The sequence below is a fragment of the Achromobacter sp. NPDC058515 genome (assembly GCF_042721735.1).
GTDB lineage: Bacteria > Pseudomonadota > Gammaproteobacteria > Burkholderiales > Burkholderiaceae_B > Achromobacter.
In genome coordinates, this window is record NZ_JBHXNI010000005.1 from 214657 (window position 1) to 233203 (window position 18547).

Below are 18547 nucleotides of genomic sequence, written 5' to 3' on the forward strand. Positions count from 1 at the left end.
GCTGCGGCGATCAGGTCGCCGCCGGCACCGGATCGGGCGCCGCGCCCACCACCACGCCCTTGCCGTTCTGCACCACCCACGACACCTTGACGTCGCCGTTCACGAAGGTCTGGCAGGCCATGCGGTAGCCGGCCTCGAAATCCTCGGGCCGCAGGTGCTTGCGCTCCTTGGGCTTGATCGCGTCGGTGTGCTCCAGCCCCTCTTCGATGCGGCACTTGCACGTGCCGCACAGGCCGCCCCCGCACTTGAACGGGATGCCGCCTTTTTCCTTCAGCGACACGCGCAGCAGATTGCTGTTTTCCGGGGCCGTCGCGACTTTGCCGCCGTTGGAAATGAAAGTGATCTGGACCATGTGTTCAGTGCTCCGCGGCGATGGCGCCGGACCTCAGCGTCAACGTCGACTCCATGCTGCCAAAGCGCGTCAGGTGGGCCAGCTCCTTGCGGGCGGCGTCAACCGACGCGAACTTCTCCAGGAACTTGGACGGCACGTGGTTCACCACGTACGGCGGCGTTTCCTCGGTGACGACCAGCTTGATGTCGCGGCGCAGCCGCGCGATGCTGAACACCGCCAGCGCCCGGCCGTAGAACACGTAGTCGTAGGTTTCGACGATGTCCGCGCCGTCGCCCGCTTCGGTGCGGAACACGCCGGGCTTGGTGGTGAGGATGACGTATACGGGTTCCATCGCCGCTATGCCTCCACGTCCTGGACCAGCTCGATATCGCTGCTGAGCCAGAGCTGGCACGCCAGCCGGTAGCCCTGGTCGATGCGGTCGCCGAGCTGCTTTTTTTCCTTCCAGTTCACCGGCGGCAGGTGCTCGGCCCCGGCCAGCACGCGGCAGGCGCACTTGGCGCACTTGCCCATGCCGCATTCATAGCGCAGATGCGGAAACGGAAACTGCTTGATGCCGGCCCGCACCACCAGGTTGGTGTTGTCCTTCACCACGTCGGTGTAGGTCTGGCCGCCTTTATGAAACACAACGGTAGGCATGGGTCTGTCATCCAGGATCTGCGGTCCGGCGGCCGCCCGGCGCCAGGCGCCGGACGGCATGGCCGGGGAATCAGGCGGCAAGGCCCAGTTCGGGCAGCTTGATTTCCTGCTGCACGTAGTCGGTGTAGAGCGCCGTGGTGTAGAGCAGCCGCATCTGCGCGCCGATCTCACAGATCTTCAGGCAGCGCTGCTGCAGCTCCACCGTGTTGGCGTGCTCCAGCACGATCTGGTAGCCGCGTTCGCCGTGGATCTCGTCGGACACGATGTGCAGGTCGAAGAATTCGACTTCCTCGTCGGTAAAGCCGTACTTCTCGCGCAGGGTTGGCGTCTGCTTGCGGTAGATGGACGGCACTTGCGACTCCAGGCCCACGACCAGGCCGGCCACCGCCACGATCGGATCCTCGCGCATGGCCACGGCGTAGCACCAGCTTTGCAGCGCGCGCGTCGTGGGCGACATGTTGTCGGGGTTCGTCACCCGTTCGCGGGTGGTGCCGCAGGCTTCGGCAAAGCGGATCAGCAGGTCCGTATGGCGGTCGCCGCCGATTTCCTCTTCGTACATGTTGGCCAAGAGGAAGTCCTTGGCCTCGGTGTAGGTGTCCGGCGTGCGGGCGTACAGGTAGCCCAGGTAGTCGGCGAACGGGCCCACGTAGTGATAGTGGTTCTCGGCCCAGCGCGACAGGTGCTCGCGGCTGAGCTTGCCCTCGGCCCAGGCAATCGAAAAGGGCGAGGCGTTCGCGCTCTTGCCCTTGATCGCGTTTTCCAACGCGGTACGGAATTCATCTCGGTTCATCAGTTCTGCCATGACGCGCTCCAGGTCCAGTGGGGAGGGATTCCAGGCCTGTGTCAGCCCGGGCATGATGAACATTGTATACCGTCTACTGTTTTGGACTGCTAGGGCAATCCCGAAGAAAGCCATTCGAAATAGGGACGGTCTCTTTTGGATCAAGCACTTGCGGGCCACGGGGTGGACTGGACCAGCCAGGCGGATCGACGTACAATGAATACACTTTCAATGCAATACGGAAATACCATGAATACCCGCCATCCCCTTGGAGACGCCCCCATCGGCCAGCAGCTGCTTGGCCATTACGCCCGCCGCGATGCCGTGCGCCACGCCACTCCCTTGTTCCCCTCGTCCTGGGCTGAATGCCTGGCGCCGTTCCGCAACGCGCGCCTGCAACCGCAGCGCGCAGCGGCGCCCGCCGCGCGCTCGCAGGGCGACGACACGGTTTGCCACGCAGGTTGACCCGATAGGATGACGTCCGGGGACGGCCGCCCCGGGCAGCGGCGCGGCCGCTAGCGCCTTGCGCGCAGGCTGGCCTGCATCCGGGCGTGCTGCAGCGCGGCGCCTTTCTGGCGGCGCGCGGCGCCCCCGGCCAGCACGAGCACCAGCGCGAAGCCCACGGTATAGGCCAGCACGTCCCACCAGTCCGGCACGCTGCCCAGGACGACGCGCAAGACCGGCTGCTCCAGGCGCCAGCCGAAATGCCGGGCCAGGTACTGGCCCAGCTCCACCGCATACCCCGTGAACAGCGCAGCCAGCGCCAGCGGCAGCACGCCCGCGCGGATGAAGCTGCGGTACAGCAGATACGCCCAGCCCACCGCCACCACGTCGCCCACGAATCCGCGCAGGAAAGGATGGGGCGCGCCCAGGGTGGCGATCAGCGCCAGCAACGCCGTCACGGCAAGCAGGGCGGCAAACGCGCGCCCATTGAAAGTCAGGGTCATCGAAACAGAAATCGCAAATAGTGGAACGGCGGCATGCGTCGGCGGACGCGCTGCCGGGTCAGGGCGTGCAGCCTTGAACGGCGGCACCCGGGGCAGGGTACTAGAAAAGCATGAGACGCCCCCAACCCCGCCCCCTTAGGCGTACCATTGTCCGACCCAGACTAAGCCCGGAAAGGGCGCCCCCGGGGCGCCCCGAACAAGCCCTTATGCTGCAACCCGTCTCGGCCACGACCGACCTGCCGGCCGACCCGCCGGCCGCCCCCGCACCTGTCCTGCAGGTCAGCACGCTTTCCCCCTTCGCTTTTCCCGCATTCCGCATCATCTGGATCGCGAACCTGTTCGCCAACCTGGGCACCTGGGCGCAGTCCGTCGCTGCCGCCTGGATCATCACCACCGAACAAAGCAGCCCCCTGATGGTCGCCATGATCCAGGTGGCCGCCGCCTTCCCGCTGGTCGCGCTGTCCATCCTGACCGGCGTGCTGGCCGACAACTACGACCGCCGCAAGGTCATGCTGACCGGCATGCTGCTGGAGCTGGCCGGCGGCGTCTTCATTACCGTGCTCGCCTTCGCCGGGCTGCTGCATCCCATCACGCTGATCGCCTCCGTGTTCTGCATCGCCATCGGCAGCGCCGTCGTCACCCCGGCCTGGCAGGCCGCCGTCGGCGAACAGGTGCCTCGCGCCCACGTCGGCAGCGCAGTGCTGCTCAACAGCGTGAACTTCAACGTGGCGCGCGCGGTGGGCCCCGCCATCGGCGGCCTGCTGCTGGGCGCCATGGGCGCGCCCTGGGTCTTCCTGCTGAACTGCTTCTGCTACGGCGGCCTGATCTGGGCGATCTGGCGCTGGAAGCGCGACCTGCCCCTGCGCCGCCTGCCGCCCGAAGGCATTTTCGAAGGCGTGGTGGCCGCGCTGCGCTACACCCAGCACTCCACCGTGACGCGCGTCGTGATGCTGCGCTCGTTCGCCTTCGGCCTGTCGGCCAGCGCGCTGTGGGCGCTGCTGCCCCTGCTGGCGCATGAACACGAAGACGGCAACGCGCTGCTGTACGGCTACATGCTGGGCGCGCTGGGCGTGGGCGCCATCCTGGGCAGCGCCCTGGTGCGCCGGGCGCAGGCCGCCTGGGGCGCGAGCGGGCTGATCAGCGTCGCCGCCGCCTTGCTGGCCGCCTGCCTGCTGGCGCTGGGCCTGACCGAGACCCTGTGGGTCGCGTTTCCGGCGCTGCTGCTGTCGGGCAGCTGCTGGATCGGCGTGCTGGCCACCTACAACACCACCGTCCAGATGCTGGTGCCCGACTGGGTGAAGGCGCGCGCCCTGGCGCTGTACCAGACGGCCATCTTCGGCGGACTGGCGGCCGGCTCGTTCATGTGGGGCCACTTCGCCGGCACCATGGGCGTATCCGGCGCGCTGTCGGCCGCCGGCATCATGCTGGCCGTTACCGTCGCCCTGCTGTACCGGTCGCGCCTGCCCGAGCAGGTCGACACGCAGTCGCTGGCGCGCGCCGACGATACGGAGCCCGCCATGGCCGCCGCCGGCTTCAACACCCAGCACGGCGCCGTGCTGGTGGCGGTGGAATACCTCATCAGCCAGGACAAGCTTGCCGCCCTGATCCACGCCGCCCGCCCGCTGCGGCTGCTGCGGCTGCGCAATGGCGCGCAGCAATGGCAGCTGTTTCGCGACCTGGAGCGGGAAGGCGTCTGGCGCGAAGTGTTCCTGGTGGAAAGCTGGATGCAGTATCTGCGCATGATCGACCGCATGACGCTGGCCGACAAGATGGTGCTGGACGAGGTGCGCGCGCTGCACGTCGGCGATAAGCCGCCCGTGGTGTCGCGCAACGTCAGCTATCTGGCCATGAACGAAGCGCAGGGCTTCTCGCTGCGCCGAGACCCCGAATCCCTATGAACCGCGAGGCCCGCCCATGCTCACCTCTCTCTGGCGCAGATGGCGGGCCTCGCGGCATGGCGGGCCCCAGCTCGACGTCATCCTGTCCAACGCCGACCCGCAAGCCCCGCTGGGCGAGCGCAACCTGTGGATGGTGGACCTGTGCCGCTGGCTGAACCGGCCGGGCAGCGAGCCGGCTGACAACGGCCGCCACCCCCAGCACGCGCGCCTGCGCTATCTGCTGCAAGTGCTTGAGCACAACCCGGGGCTGGCCGGCCCGGCCGCCGCCACGCTGCGCTCGCTGCTGGCCGACAACGACCCGACCTCGCTGCTCTGCGATACCGGCGTGGCCTCGCACCCGGGCTTCTGGGGCGAATTCTGGGAGCGCGCGCAGGCGCGGCTCTTGCCGCCGCCCCCGAACCGCGGCGACATGTTCAGCCTGTTCGCCCTGATCTTTCGCCGCGCCGGCGATGCGCAATGGATCGAGACCCTGGACGACGCCACGCTGATGCGCCTGCGCGCGCTGCTCCGCCTGGGCGACGGCATGGAACGCCCGGACCCCGCCGCGCCCGCGCCGGCGTCCCCGCGCCTGGAGGAGGCGCTGACCAGCAGCATCCAGGTGCTGGTCAGCCAGGTGCGCGCCACCGGACTCAGCCAGGACATCCGCTCGCGCCTGCCCGGCCGCGCGCAGGACACGCCGTTCTTTGCGCTGGCGGCCGCCGCCGCCGAACTGTGCGCCAGCCCGCCGGACACGCCTCGCGAGGTCTTCGGACGGCGGCTGAATGTGTTCCGGGCCCTGCTGGACGGCTGTCGCGCCGCCTCGCAGGGCGTGTATGACGAGCTGGAGGAGAACGGCGTCTCGGTCGAAGTGGTCTTCCAGATCGAACGCATGAAGCTGCGCCTGGCGCGCATCGAGCTGCTGCTGAGCGTGTGGGTGGATCCGACGCAGCGCCACAAGTACGTGCACCTGATCGCCGAACTGGTCCGCTCCACGCAGGCGCGCGGCAGCATCCGCCACCTGGCGGCCTCGTCCTTCGCCCAGCTGGCGCGGCGGGTGATGGAACGCACCGCCGAAACCGGCGAACACTACATAGCGCGCGACCCGGTGGAATACCTGGACATGCTGAAGGCGTCGCTGGGCGGCGGATTCGTCATGGTGTTCACGGTGTACCTGAAGTTCTTCGTCGTCTCGCTGCACCTGGACAAGTTCATCGAAGGGCTGCTGGCCTCGGTAAATTACGCGGGCGGCTTCCTCGTCATCCACTTCGCGCATTTCACGCTGGCCACCAAGCAGCCGGCGATGACCGGCCCGGCGCTTGCCCACCGGCTGGACGCGGCCCACACGCCGCAAGGGCGCGACGCTTTCGTCGACGACACGCTGTCCATGATCCGCTCGAACGCGGCGGCCATCCTGGGCAACCTCGCCGTGGTGTTTCCCATGGCGTGGGCGGTCCAATGGGTGGCCATGCATGCGCTCGGCCATCCGCTGATCGGCGCGGACAAGGCGCAAGAGACCCTGGACTCGTTCTCCATCTGGGGCCCGACGCCCATCTACGCGGCGGCGACCGGCGTGCTGCTCTGGCTGTCCAGCCTGATCGCCGGCTGGGCGGACAACTGGTTCGCGCTGCACCGGGTGCATGACGTAATGGCCTACGACCGGCGCGCGCGCCACCTGTTCGGCGAACGCGGCGCAGTCCGCTGGGCCGGGTTCTGGCAGCGGAATGTCTCGGGCATCGCCGGCAACGTGTCGCTGGGCCTGATGCTGGGCATCGGCCCGGCCATCGTGAGTTTCTTCGGGCCGCACGTGGAGGTTCGCCATGTGACGCTCAGCGCGGGCCAGATCGGCGCCGCGCTCGGCACGCTGGGCTGGGAGGTCGTGCATACGCACGCCTTCTGGATGGCCGTGGCGGGCGCCGCCGCGACCGGCGTGCTCAACGTGGTGGTGAGCTTTGCGCTGGCCTTCAACGTGGCGCTGCGCTCCCGGGACCTGCGCCGCGGCGACCGCGACTCCCTGTCGGCGGGCGTGCGGCAGCGCATCTGGCAGCGTCCCGCCACGCTGTTCTGGCCGGTCAAGCCGCGTCCGGCGCCCGGGCAACCCTAGACGCCGGCCTGCGCGCCGGATGCTGACGAAGCGTTGAATCCCGGCGCCGCATTAGAATCAGTGCTCACGATTCCGGACGCTCCGCCCGGACGCCCTCGCATCGCGGCCACTTCATGCTCTCGTTCTCCCGCAGTACCGTCTATCCGGCTGGCGTCGGCCTGCCTGCCGCGGAGCGCCTGGGCGCGCTCCTGGCCGTCATGCTGGCGGTCTGCATGGCCAGCCTGGATACGGCCATCGCCCACACGGCGCTGCCGACCATCGCGCGCGACCTGCAGGCCAGCGAGGCGGGCTCCATCTGGATCATCAGCGGCTATCAACTGGCCATGGTGGCGGGCCTGCTGCCCGCGGCCGCGCTGGGCGAGATCCTGGGGCACCGGCGGGTCTACATGGTGGGCCTGGCGGTCTTCACGCTGTCCTCGCTCGCTTGCGGCCTGGCGCCCACGCTGCCCACGCTGGTGGCGGCGCGCGTTCTCCAGGGCCTGGGCGCGGCGGGGGTCATGAGCGTGAACGGCGCGCTGCTGCGCTTCATCTATCCCTCGCACATGCTGGGCCGCGGCCTGGGGCTGAACGCCATGGTGGTGGGGCTGTCCTTCGCCGCGGGCCCCACGGCGGCGTCGGCCATCCTCTTGCTGGGCTCCTGGCACTGGCTGTTCCTGATCAACGTGCCCATCGGCATCCTGGCGGCGGCGCTGGCCCTGCGCGGCCTGCCCGAGACCACGCGGGCGCCGCATGGCTTTGACGGGCTGGCCGCGCTGCTGTGCGCGCTGGCGCTGGGCCTGTTCGTGCTGGGTTCGAATGAACTGGCGCACAGCGCCCCCTGGCCCCGGATCGCGCTGGAGTGGGGCGTCGCCGCGGTCTGCCTGTGGCTGCTGATGCGCCGGCAGGCGGGCCATCCCGCGCCCATCCTCGCGGTGGACCTGCTGCGCCGGCCCTTGTTCGCGCTGTCCGCCGCCACCGCCGTGTGCGCGTTCGCCGCGCAGGCGCTCGCGTTCGTCTCGCTGCCGTTCATGCTCCAGACCGTGCTGGGCTACAGCCAGGTGGAAACGGGCTTCCTGATCACCCCCTGGCCGGTGGTGGTGGCCGTGATGGCGCCGATTGCCGGCCGCCTGTCCGACCACTATCCCGCCGGCATCCTGGGCGGCGTCGGCCTGGCGCTGCTGGCGTTGGGCATGGTGCTGCTGGCGCTGATGCCCGCCGCGCCGTCCGTCTGGGACATCTGCTGGCGCATGGCGATCTGCGGCGCGGGATTCGGCTTTTTCCAGTCCCCCAATCTGCGCGCCATCATGACGTCGGCGCCGGCCTCGCGCGCGGGCGGCGCAAGCGGCATGATCGGCACGGTGCGCCTGCTCGGGCAGGCCACCGGGGCGGCGCTGGTGGCCGCCTGCTTCAACGTCTCGTCCACGCACGGCGCCGTCGTCGCGCTGTGGCTGGGCGGCTTGTGCGCCGCGCTGGCCTGCATTGCCAGTTTCTCGCGCCTGCGTTTTGACGCAAGCGAGCCCGCGCGGGCCCCGGCGGCCCGCTGAGGCGCAAGCGCGGACGGCTGCTCCCCGCCCGCGCCGCGGCCTCCCGCGCGGCCTCGCCGCGCCGTTACGTTTCCTATCAATTACGTGGCCGCCCCGGCCGCCGTTTGTAAGATGTGAAACGCCGGCTAAATAATCCGCCAGGCCCCGCCGTTGTCCTTGCACAGCACTCGCTGAACCTGGGAACGACGCGCATGAAACAGCTACTGAAGAACATCACCATCCGCCGCATGATCTTGTGCACGCTGCTCACGATCAGCGCCCTGATCACCGGGCTGTCGGCCATCAGCGTCAATGGCCTGCACAACGCCGGCGAAGCGCTTGCGGCCAGCAACGAACTCCTCCACGAAGTCTCCGCCCTGTCGCGGGTCAACGACCAGATCATGCGCGCCCGGCTGCGGCTGTCGCGCCAGCTGGAATACGCCGCCGAAGGCGACAAGGACAAGGCGGCCGAGGCGGGGCGCAGCGTCGACGCCGCGCTCGCCGAGGCGAGGCAGCAGCAAGCCTTGTTTGTCGAGCTGGCCGGCCAGGACTCTCCGCCGGGCATCCTCGACCCGATGCGGTCCGGCTTCGATGCGCTGGTCGCCGCCATCGCCGCGCAGCGCCAGCATCTGGAGGCCGGCGCCGTCGACCAGGCGCGCGCACAGGCGGCGGGTCCCGTCGTCATGGCCAGCCGCGCCTTCGGCAAGAGCATCGAGAACTACGAGGCCTACGCCAAGGAGTACGAGATCCAGCTCTGGGCGAACGCGGACGCCAAGCGCCGGCAGGCCTACGTCGGCATGGGCGTGGTGCTGGGCATCTGCCTGCTGCTGCTGGCGCTGGGCGACCGCTACGTTATGTTCGCCGTCAAGCGCCCGCTGGACATGATCCGGAACCATTTCCAGCGCATCGCCAATGGCGACCTGACCACGCCGATCGCCTCCTTCGGCAACAACTGCGTGGGCCAGATCATTCCCTATCTTCAAGAGATGCAGGCGAGCCTCGTGCGCACCGTGCATGCGGTGCGCGACGGCGTGGCCGAGATCAACACGGGATCCCGCGAAATCGCCGCCGGCAACCAGGACCTGTCCAGCCGCACCGAACAGCAGGCGGCCTCGCTGGAGGAAACCGCCGCCAGCATGGAGCAGCTGCTGTCCACCGTCACCAGCAATGCGGAAAACGCCCGCCAGGCCAACCAGATGGCTGTCGCCGCGTCCGACGTGGCGCAGCGCGGCGGCGAGGCCGTGCAGGCCGCGGTCAGCACCATGCGCGAGATCGCCCAGGACTCCGGCCGCATCGAGGACATCGTTGGCGTCATCGACAGCATCGCGTTCCAGACCAACATCCTGGCGCTGAACGCGGCGGTGGAGGCCGCCCGCGCCGGCGAAGAGGGCAAGGGCTTCGCGGTCGTGGCCGCCGAGGTCCGGTCGCTGGCGCAACGCAGCGCCGGCGCCGCCAAGGAAATCAAGCAGCTGCTCGAGGCCTCCGGCGCCACCGTGCAGGCCGGTTCCGCGCAGGTGGAGGCCGCGGGCCGCACCATGGAGGAAATACTGGCCACCATCGAACGCCTCACGCTGCTGGTGAACGAGATTGCCACGGCGTCGCGCGAACAGGTGACGGGCATCGACCAGGTGAACACGGCCATGAACCAGATGGACCAGGTGACGCAGCAGAACGCGGCGCTGGTCGAAGAGGCGGCGGCCGCCGCGTCATCGCTGGAGACGCAGGCCGAGCGGCTCCAAGGCGCCGTCAGCGCCTTCCGCCTGCCCCCGTCGGTTCAGGGCCGCCTGCAGCTGGCGCTGGCGGCCTGACGTGACGCCCGCCCGCGGGCGCGGCGCGCGCTATTCCCGCACGTAGCAGGGGTACAGCGCCTGCTGCGCCCGCGAGCGGGCGGGGTCCACCTCGATCGCAACGATGGACTCGGCGTCGGTGGATTGCGCCAGCGGCTCGCCATCGGGCTGGAAGGCAAACGCCATGCCCCCGAAGACCTGCCCCTGCGCCGTGCGCCCCGCCCGGTTCGAACTGACCACATAGCATCCGGACACAAGCGCCGCCATGGCGCCCGCCGTCAGCCAGCGGCTGGTGGAGGCGCCGCTGGCGCGCGGCGCCACGATCAGTTCGGCGCCGTCGCGCCCATAGCGGCGGGCGCGCTCGTTGAACATCAGCTCGGTGCACAACTGCACGCCGACGCGCACGCCGCCCACCTCGAAGACCTCGAAGCCGTCCATCGCGCAACGGAACCAGGTGGCCTCGAAGAACCCGGGCTCTTCCGGGAAGTACTGCTTGTGGTGCAGGGGGGTGTAGCGCCCGCCCTGCAGGGCAAACGCCTCATTGGCCAGCCGGGCGCCGGCGGGCACCGGCCGGGACGACACGATGGCGGGCAGCTTCAGCGCGGCCAGGGCCTCAAGCCCCGCCTCGTGCAGGCGCACGGACTCGGCCGCCAGCGCCGGGTCGTACGACGGGGACGCCGCCAGCCAGGGCCCGAAGGGCATTTCGTTGGTAACCAGCAGGTCGGGCGCCAGTTCGCCGATGCGATCGGCGATGCCCTCCCAGGTTGCGCCTTCCGGCGACAGATCGACCGGCCCTTCCATCATGCAGATCCGCATACGTCCCACCCCGCATCTCGACGTCCCCAACGGACGTCCCAGGCGAGCATCGTAAAACGCCCGCGGAGGAAACGGCGCTTTCGCGCCCGGGCGGGTCCGTATCGGGCGCGATCCTGTCCGGATCCGCCGCCCGTCAGCCCAAGGCCGCCACGTCCACCAGCGCGCCGTGCCGCACCACCTGCTTGGGCAAGTCGCCGCCGATCCAGTAGGCCAGTTCGGACGGATGCTCCACCTCCCAGGCCACGAAGTCCGCCATCATGCCGGCCGCCAGGACGCCGTGCGTGGCCTGCAAGCCCAGCGCCCTGGCCGCGTGCGCCGTGGCGCCCGCCAGCGCCTCCTCGGGCGTCATTCGGAACAGCGTGCAGGCCATGCTCAGCATCAGCCGCAGGGACAGGGCAGGGGACGTTCCCGGATTCAGGTCGCTGGAAATGGCGATGGGCACGCCGTGCCGGCGCAGCAGGTCCAGGGGCGGCAGCCGGGTTTCGCGCAGGGCGTAGAAGGCGCCCGGCAGCAGCACGGCCACGGTGCCCGCCGCGGCCATGGCAAGCACGTCGCTTTCGGTCAGGTATTCCAGGTGGTCCGCCGACAGCGCACCATGGCGCGCCGCCAGGGAGGCGCCATGCAGGGAGGACAACTGCTCGGCGTGCAGCTTGACCGGCAGCCCCAGCTGCGACGCAGCCTGGAACACGCGCTCTACCTGTTCGGGCGAAAACGCCAGGTGTTCGCAGAACGCGTCCACGGCGTCCACCAGGCCTTCGGCCGCCAGCACCGGCAGCATGCGCCGCGCGACCTCGTCGATGTAGTCGTCGGCGCGCCCGGCGAACTCGGGCGGCAGGGCGTGCGCCGCCAGGCAGGTCGCGCGCACGGTCAAGGGCAGGGTGTGCCCCAGCCGCCGGGCCACCCTGAGCATCTTGCGCTCGTTGGGCAGGTCCAGCCCGTAGCCGGACTTGACCTCCAGCGTGGTCACGCCATCGCGCAGCAGGTGCAGCGCCCGGCGCCGGGCGCTGGCGTAGAGCTCGTCCTCGGTGGCGCCGCGCGTTGCGCGCACCGTGCTGGCGATGCCGCCGCCCTGCGCCGCGATGCGCGCATAGTCCACGCCTTGCAGCCGCTGCTCGAACTCCTGGCTGCGGTTGCCGCCGAACACCAGGTGCGTGTGGCAGTCGATCAGTCCGGGCGTGACCCAGGCCCCGCGCAAGTCATGGACCCGGGCCGCGTCCACCGGCGGCAGCGCCGCTTCGGGGCCGATCCATTCGATGCGGTCGCCGCGCGTCAGGATGGCGGCGCGTTCGACCGCGGAATACTCGCCGCGCGCCATCGTGGCGGCATGGCAGTTGCGCCAGAGGATATCCATCACAGGCTCGGCAGCAAGCCCGCGGGCATCAGGGCGTTGAGCGCCTGCGCGCCGATCAGGCTGCTGGCCGCGGCGATGTCCGGCGCAAAGAAGCGGTCGTTCTCGTAGTGCGCCACCTGCTCGCGCAGCAGCCGGCGGGCCGCTTCGAGCTTGGGGGAGGACTTCAGCCCCTCGCGGAAATCCAGGCCCTGGCACGCGCCCAGCCATTCGATCGCCAGGATGTCGCGAACGTTCTCGGCCATGGGCCAGAGCCGCTTGCCCGCGTTCGGCGCCATGGACACGTGATCCTCCTGGTTGGCGGAGGTCGGCATGCTGTCGATGCTGGCGGGATGCGCCAGCGCCTTGTTGTCGCTGGCCAGCGCCGCCGCCGTCACCTGCGCGATCATGAAGCCCGAATTGACGCCGCCGTTGCTGACCAGGAAGGGCGGCAGCTGCGACATGTGCTTGTCCATCATCAGGGCGATGCGGCGTTCGGACAATGCGCCGATCTCGGCCAGGGCCAGCGCCAGGTTGTCGGCCACCAGCGCCACCGGCTCGGCGTGGAAATTCCCGCCCGATATCACGTCGCCCTGCTCCAAGAACACCAGCGGGTTGTCGGACACGGCGTTCGATTCGATCTCCAGCACGTCCGCGGCGTGCCGGATCTGCGTCAGGCAGGCGCCCATGACCTGCGGCTGGCAGCGCAGCGAGTACGGGTCCTGGACCTTGTCGCAGTCCGCATGCGAATGCCCGACCTCGCTGTCCTGGCCAAGCAGTTCGCGGTAGACGGCGGCAACGGCGATCTGGCCGGGCTGGCCGCGCGCCGCGTGGATGCGGGCATCAAAGGGCACGCGCGAACCCAGCATGGCTTCCACGCTGAGGCTGCCGCACACCAGCGCCGCGGCCAGCAGGTCCTCGGCCTCGAACAGGCCGCGCAGCGCGTAGGCCGTGGACACCTGCGTGCCGTTGAGCAGCGCCAGGCCTTCCTTGGCCGCCAGGGTCAGGGGCTCCAGGCCAGCGCGGGCCAAGGCCTCCCGGGCCGGCAGCCATTCGCCCTGATGGCGCGCGCGGCTTTCGCCCAGCAGCACGAGGGACATATGGGCCAGGGGCGCCAGGTCGCCCGATGCGCCCACCGACCCTTTAAGCGGGATGTGCGGATAGACACCCGCATTCACCATCGCGATCAGGCCGTCGATCACCTTGCGGCGTATGCCCGAATAGCCGCGCGCCAGGCTGTTGATCTTGAGCACCATGACGAGCCGGACCATGGCGTCGTCCAGCGCCTCGCCCACGCCGGCCGCATGCGACCGCACAAGCGAACGCTGCAGGGCCTCCAGGTCTTCGCGCGCGATCCGGGTCGAAGCCAGCAGCCCGAAGCCCGTGTTGACCCCGTAGACCGTGCGCCCCTCGGCGATGATGCGCTCGACGGTCGCCACGCTGGCGTCGATAGCGTGCGAGGCGCCGGGATCCAGGGTAAGGCTGACGGGTTCCTGGTAGACGCGGCGCAGGTCCGCAAGCGTCATGTGGCCGGGTTTCAGGTGCAAATCCATGCTCGGACTCCAGTCTTAACGCTTGCCGGTGATCATGGGAAGGTTCAGGCCCTGCTCCCGCGCGCACTCGACGGCAAGCTCGTAGCCGGCATCCGCGTGGCGCATGACGCCCGTGCCCGGATCGTTGGTCAGCACGCGGGCGATGCGCTCGGCGGCGGCGTCGGTCCCGTCGCACACGATCACCATGCCCGCATGCTGCGAGAAGCCCATGCCCACGCCGCCGCCGTGATGCAGCGACACCCAGGTGGCGCCGCCCGCGGTGTTCAGCAAGGCGTTGAGCAGCGGCCAGTCGGACACGGCGTCGGAGCCGTCGCGCATGGCTTCGGTTTCGCGGTTGGGGCTGGCGACCGACCCGGAATCCAGGTGGTCGCGTCCGATGACCACGGGCGCGGCCAGTTCGCCGCTGCGGACCATTTCGTTGAACGCCAGGCCCAGCCTGGCCCGCTGCCCCAGGCCCACCCAGCAGATGCGCGCCGGCAATCCCTGGAAGCTGATGCGCTCGCGGGCCATGTCCAGCCAGCGATGCAGGTGGGCGTCGTCGGGGATCAACTCCTTGACCTTGGCGTCGGTCTTGTAGATGTCCTGGGGGTCGCCCGACAGCGCGGCCCAGCGGAACGGACCCACGCCCCGGCAGAACAGCGGCCGGATGTACGCCGGCACGAAGCCGGGAAAGTCGAAGGCATCGGCCACGCCTTCGTCCTTGGCCATCTGGCGAATGTTGTTGCCGTAGTCGAAGGTCGGCACTCCGCGCCGCTTGAACTCCAGCATGGCGCGCACGTGCGCGGCCATCGACTGCTTGGCCGCCTTGACGACCTCGGCGGGTTCGTGCCGGGCGCGCTCGCGATAGTCGCTCCAGGTCCAGCCCGCCGGCAGGTAGCCGTTCAGCGGATCATGCGCGCTGGTCTGGTCGGTGACCATGTCGGGACGCACGCCCCGGCGCACGAGCTCCGGCAGGATCTCGGCGGCGTTGCCGCACAGCGCCACGGAAACGGCACGCCCTTCCTTCGTGTACCGGGCGATGCGGGCCAGCGCGTCGTCGAGGTCATGCGCCTGTTCGTCGACGTAGCGCGTGCGCAGGCGGAAGTCGATGCTGGCCTGCTGGCATTCGATGTTCAGCGAGCATGCGCCGGCCAGGGTGGCGGCCAGCGGCTGCGCGCCGCCCATGCCGCCCAGGCCCGCGGTCAGCACCCAGCGGCCCGCCAGCTTGCCGTCGTAGTGCTGGCGGCCGGCCTCGACGAAGGTCTCGTACGTGCCTTGCACGATGCCCTGGCTGCCGATGTAGATCCAGCTTCCCGCCGTCATCTGGCCATACATCGCGAGGCCGCGGGCATCCAGCTCGTTGAAGTGTTCCCAGGTGGCCCAGTGCGGCACCAGGTTGGAATTGGCGATCAGCACGCGCGGCGCGTTGGAGTGGGTCTTGAACACGCCTACCGGCTTGCCCGACTGCACCAGCAGCGTTTCGTCGTCGTTCAGTTCCTTGAGCGACGCGACGATCTGGTCATAGCAGTCCCAGTCGCGCGCAGCGCGTCCGATGCCGCCATACACCACCAGTTCCTTGGGGTTCTCGGCCACGTCCGGATCCAGGTTGTTCATCAGCATGCGCAAAGGCGCTTCGGTCAGCCAGCTCTTGGCGGTCAACTGATTGCCGCGCGGGGCGCGGATTTCGGCGTCGCGGTAACGCTTCGATTTTTCCAAGACACTCTCCCTGGTCGGTTCGGCCGCGCGCCGGTAGCACGCGCAACGATGCCTGCATCATAGGATGCCTATGCTTGTATATACAAGATAGGAAGACCAGAATCCGGACCAGGGATTTCCCCTAGAAAGGACCGGAACCGGCCTCTCAGGCCTGGCGCGCAAGCAGTTCGATGACGCAGGCGTCCAGCGCGCCGGCGGCGCTCAGGCGGTAGTGGGCCAGCCGGTCCTGTCCCTCGATATGCAGGCAGTCGTAGCGCGAGGGCAGCGCATGCTCCGCATCGTCGACCCGCAGCGACAGGGCGTCGCCGGCGTTCAGCACCAGCACGCTGCGGGCGCTGCTGTGGAAGGTCCACGGGCCGGGGCCCGCCACCCATTGCAGGCGGGCATGGTGGCGCGCCGGCGAGTAGATCAGGTTGAAGTCGCGGATCGGGCCGTCCAGCAGGCGGCAGTCGACCTGGGCGTCGCCGGAAAACGCATATGCCGCGCGCGGCGCCAGGGGCGCCTGCCGGCGCCCGTCCACGGTGAGCTCGATGCCCCGTCCTTCCAGCACGGTGATGATGCGCTGATAGCCCGTGAAGGCGGAAAACGCCCCGTCCTGCCCCACGTCGGCCAGGGACAGCCGCCAGTCGAACGCGGCGGTGCTGCCGCCCGGATTGCAGGCGACCTCCTGGGTCGTGCCTGCGCCGTTGCGCCACGGCATGCGCGGGTAGTCCGCGGCCCGGTATAGCCGCACTTCAGGATGATTCATGTCGAGAATTTTCCTTCCAGGCGATGACGGGACCCCGGATGGATCAGGCGCGCCAAGGTCACGGCGCGTTCGCCCGACCAGGTGCGCCGCCGGATCAGCAGGCAGGGCTCGCCGCGTTCGATCTGCAGCAGCTGGCACTCGCGCGGCTTGGCCAGGATGGCCTCGACGACGTGCTCGCCTTCGGTCAGGGGGGCCACGCGCGTCAGGTACTCGTAGGGGGTGCCCTGCGTGAAGTCCTGCTTCAGGTAGTCGGGCGCCAGGTGCACATTGACGTAGCGGTCCTCCAGCTGGATGGGCACGTCGTCTTCGTAGTGGACGATGACGGAGTGGAACACCGGCTGGCCCGCGCGGATGTCCAGCGCCAGCGCCTGCTCGCTGCCGGCGGGTTCCTCGGCCAGCCGCAGCACGCGGCTGTGGTGGCGATGATTGCGGCCCGCGATCTCGTCCGCGATGTTGTTGACGGCGAACAGCGCCGACCGCGCCTTCGGCTGGGCGACAAACGTGCCCACGCCCTGCATGCGCACCAGCAGGCCTTCGGAGGTCAGCTCGCGCAGGGCCCGATTGATGGTCATGCGGCTGTAGCCAAGCTCGTCGACGAGCTCGGCTTCCGAAGGCACGCGGTAATGGGCGGGCCAGGCGCCGCTGCGGATCTGCTGCGCGATCATCTGCTTGACCTGCGCGTAGAACGGCGCGGGCGGGGCGTTGTCCTGGACCGGCAATCTGGGCGGAGTAGTGGCCACGGGGGAAGTCCTATTGTGTGCCGCTGGGCTGACGGGGAAATTATAGGACGCAGTATAGACAGGTACAGATGGCTGTCGCCGGCAGACGCGCCAGGCGCGCGCCCTGGACGCGGCCATCCGGATTCCGTATACTCCCCCCCTGTATCTAATCGGAGCCTGCCGTGCCGCACTCCCCGGAAGAAAAGAAACGCGTAGTCACCCGCTTGCGCCGCATCCAGGGGCAGGCGTTAGCATTGGAACGCGCGGTCAACGAAGGCACGGAGTGCGGCGCGCTGCTGCAGCAGCTGGCCGCCTTGCGCGGCGCCACCAATGGCCTGATGGCCGAGGTGCTGGAGGGCCATCTCCGCGAGACATTCCTGCAATCCGCCCGAGGCGGTCCGCAAGACGCCAGGATCGAACCCGAAGCGCAGATCGAAGACTTGATGCGCATCGTCCGGTCCTATTTGAAATAACCCCACCTGACCTTCGTGGAGCAACGCTATGAAATCACGCGCAGCAGTCGCATTCGGACCCGGCAAGCCGCTGGAAATCGTTGAGATCGACGTCGCGCCTCCGCGCCGCGGCGAGGTGCTGGTGCAGATCACGCACACCGGCGTCTGCCACACCGACGCCTTCACGCTCAGCGGCGACGACCCCGAAGGCCTGTTCCCGGCCGTGCTGGGCCACGAAGGGGCGGGCGTGGTGGTCGAAGTCGGCGAAGGCGTGACCTCGCTCAAGCCCGGCGACCACGTCATCCCGCTCTACACGGCCGAATGCCGCGAGTGCAAGTTCTGCCTGTCCGGCAAGACCAACCTGTGCCAGAAGGTGCGCGCCACCCAGGGCAAGGGCGTCATGCCCGACGGCACCTCGCGCTTCAGCTACGAAGGCAAGCCGCTCTACCACTACATGGGCTGCTCGACGTTCAGCGAGTACACGGTCGTCAACGAGATCTCGCTGGCCAAGATCAATCCGGCCGCCCCGCATGAAAAGGTCTGCCTGCTGGGCTGCGGCGTCACCACCGGCCTGGGCGCCGTCCACAACACCGCCAAGGTCAAGGAAGGCGATACCGTGGCCGTGTTCGGCCTGGGCGGCATCGGCCTGGCGGTGATCCAGGGCGCGGTGCAGGCCAAGGCCGGCCGCATCATCGCCGTGGACACGAACCCCAACAAGTTCGTGCTGGCCAGCGCCATGGGCGCCACCGACTGCATCAACCCCAAGGACCACGACAAGCCCATCCAGGAAGTCATCGTCGAGCTGACCGACGGCGGCGTGGACTTCTCGTTCGAGTGCATCGGCAACGTCCACGTGATGCGCGCCGCCCTCGAATGCTGCCACAAGGGCTGGGGCGAGAGCATCATCATCGGCGTGGCCGGCGCCGGCCAGGAAATCAGCACCCGCCCGTTCCAGCTGGTCACGGGCCGCGTGTGGCGCGGTTCGGCCTTCGGCGGCGTCAAGGGCCGCACCCAGCTGCCGGGCATGGTGGAAGACGCCATGAGCGGCAAGATCGACCTGGACCCGTTCGTCACGCATACGCTGCCGCTGGACCGCATCAACGAGGCCTTCGACCTGATGCATGAAGGCAAGTCGATCCGCACGGTGATCCACTACTGAGGCGGGCATCCCCCGCGGCCCGTACACAGCCGGGGCGTAGGGGATTTATTGCGCGCAAACGATGGCGCCCATATTATGCAAGACTTTACTTGCAT

General features: G+C 69.0%; 18 protein-coding genes. 7 read left to right on the forward strand and 11 right to left on the reverse strand.

Annotation, left to right across the window (positions count from 1 at the left end):
* Positions 1-10: 10 nt before the first annotated feature.
* The 4 genes from ACFWP0_RS11760 to ACFWP0_RS11775 all read right to left on the reverse strand — a co-directional run bounded on the left by ACFWP0_RS11760 (position 11) and on the right by ACFWP0_RS11775 (position 1790).
* Entirely contained in the window at positions 11-352 is a 342-nt protein-coding gene (locus tag ACFWP0_RS11760) for a 2Fe-2S iron-sulfur cluster-binding protein (protein ID WP_377842171.1), read from the reverse strand.
* Positions 353-356: 4 nt separating this feature from the next.
* Positions 357-683, reverse strand: coding sequence for a ferredoxin (locus ACFWP0_RS11765; RefSeq protein WP_377842172.1), 327 nt, complete (start codon positions 681-683; stop codon positions 357-359).
* A 5-nt stretch (positions 684-688) separates the two neighbouring features.
* A complete protein-coding gene (locus ACFWP0_RS11770) occupies positions 689-988 on the reverse strand; it encodes a 2Fe-2S iron-sulfur cluster-binding protein (protein WP_377842174.1) in 300 nt (99 codons plus the stop codon).
* A gap of 70 nt (positions 989-1058) precedes the next feature.
* On the reverse strand, positions 1059-1790 hold the full coding sequence (locus ACFWP0_RS11775; protein ID WP_057286253.1) for a TenA family transcriptional regulator: 732 nt from the start codon (positions 1788-1790) through the stop codon (positions 1059-1061).
* Positions 1791-2018: 228 nt separating this feature from the next.
* Here ACFWP0_RS11775 and ACFWP0_RS11780 point away from each other — a divergent pair, with 228 nt between their 5' ends.
* On the forward strand, positions 2019-2234 hold the full coding sequence (locus ACFWP0_RS11780; protein WP_377842176.1) for a hypothetical protein: 216 nt from the start codon (positions 2019-2021) through the stop codon (positions 2232-2234).
* A gap of 50 nt (positions 2235-2284) precedes the next feature.
* Here the strand turns inward: ACFWP0_RS11780 and ACFWP0_RS11785 are convergent, their stop codons facing one another.
* A complete protein-coding gene (locus ACFWP0_RS11785; protein ID WP_377842177.1) occupies positions 2285-2716 on the reverse strand; it encodes a DUF2809 domain-containing protein in 432 nt (143 codons plus the stop codon).
* A gap of 206 nt (positions 2717-2922) precedes the next feature.
* Between ACFWP0_RS11785 and ACFWP0_RS11790 the strand changes: the two genes are divergently transcribed.
* The 4 genes from ACFWP0_RS11790 to ACFWP0_RS11805 all read left to right on the forward strand — a co-directional run bounded on the left by ACFWP0_RS11790 (position 2923) and on the right by ACFWP0_RS11805 (position 10004).
* The gene (locus ACFWP0_RS11790; RefSeq protein ID WP_377842178.1) at positions 2923-4614 is read left to right on the forward strand and encodes an MFS transporter; all 1692 of its coding nucleotides are present in this window, start codon (positions 2923-2925) and stop codon (positions 4612-4614) included.
* A 16-nt stretch (positions 4615-4630) separates the two neighbouring features.
* Positions 4631-6694 carry a site-specific recombinase gene (locus tag ACFWP0_RS11795; RefSeq protein WP_377842180.1) on the forward strand — a complete coding sequence of 688 codons (2064 nt, stop codon included), beginning with the start codon at positions 4631-4633 and terminating at the stop codon, positions 6692-6694.
* 113 nt (positions 6695-6807) lie between these two features.
* Entirely contained in the window at positions 6808-8217 is a 1410-nt protein-coding gene (locus tag ACFWP0_RS11800; RefSeq protein WP_377842182.1) for an MFS transporter, read from the forward strand.
* Between the two features lie 191 nt (positions 8218-8408).
* Positions 8409-10004 (forward strand): methyl-accepting chemotaxis protein, encoded by a 1596-nt coding sequence (locus ACFWP0_RS11805; RefSeq protein WP_377842183.1) that lies wholly within the window; start codon positions 8409-8411, stop codon positions 10002-10004.
* Positions 10005-10034: 30 nt separating this feature from the next.
* Here ACFWP0_RS11805 and ACFWP0_RS11810 read toward each other — a convergent pair whose 3' ends face one another.
* The 6 genes from ACFWP0_RS11810 to hutC form a co-directional block, all read right to left on the reverse strand.
* On the reverse strand, positions 10035-10787 hold the full coding sequence (locus tag ACFWP0_RS11810; protein ID WP_377842185.1) for a carbon-nitrogen hydrolase family protein: 753 nt from the start codon (positions 10785-10787) through the stop codon (positions 10035-10037).
* A 145-nt stretch (positions 10788-10932) separates the two neighbouring features.
* Positions 10933-12150: an imidazolonepropionase gene (gene hutI, locus ACFWP0_RS11815; RefSeq protein WP_377842186.1), complete on the reverse strand. Its 1218-nt coding sequence runs from the start codon at positions 12148-12150 to the stop codon at positions 10933-10935.
* The gene (hutH, locus tag ACFWP0_RS11820; RefSeq protein WP_377842188.1) at positions 12150-13679 is read right to left on the reverse strand and encodes a histidine ammonia-lyase; all 1530 of its coding nucleotides are present in this window, start codon (positions 13677-13679) and stop codon (positions 12150-12152) included. The genes hutI and hutH overlap by 1 nt, the downstream gene beginning before the upstream one ends.
* Before the next feature lie 15 nt (positions 13680-13694).
* The gene (gene hutU, locus ACFWP0_RS11825; RefSeq protein WP_377842189.1) at positions 13695-15374 is read right to left on the reverse strand and encodes a urocanate hydratase; all 1680 of its coding nucleotides are present in this window, start codon (positions 15372-15374) and stop codon (positions 13695-13697) included.
* Between the two features lie 145 nt (positions 15375-15519).
* Positions 15520-16122, reverse strand: a complete 603-nt coding sequence (locus tag ACFWP0_RS11830) for a HutD family protein (RefSeq protein WP_377842191.1) — start codon at positions 16120-16122, stop codon at positions 15520-15522.
* Positions 16119-16862: a histidine utilization repressor gene (gene hutC / locus ACFWP0_RS11835; RefSeq protein ID WP_377842193.1), complete on the reverse strand. Its 744-nt coding sequence runs from the start codon at positions 16860-16862 to the stop codon at positions 16119-16121. Before hutC ends, ACFWP0_RS11830 begins: the two co-directional genes overlap by 4 nt.
* A gap of 161 nt (positions 16863-17023) precedes the next feature.
* On the opposite strand from hutC, the gene ACFWP0_RS11840 reads away from it, so the two are divergent.
* The gene (locus tag ACFWP0_RS11840) at positions 17024-17314 is read left to right on the forward strand and encodes a metal/formaldehyde-sensitive transcriptional repressor (protein ID WP_377842195.1); all 291 of its coding nucleotides are present in this window, start codon (positions 17024-17026) and stop codon (positions 17312-17314) included.
* A gap of 28 nt (positions 17315-17342) precedes the next feature.
* Positions 17343-18452, forward strand: a complete 1110-nt coding sequence (locus ACFWP0_RS11845; RefSeq protein ID WP_377842196.1) for an S-(hydroxymethyl)glutathione dehydrogenase/class III alcohol dehydrogenase — start codon at positions 17343-17345, stop codon at positions 18450-18452.
* The last annotated feature ends 95 nt before the right edge of the window (positions 18453-18547 follow it).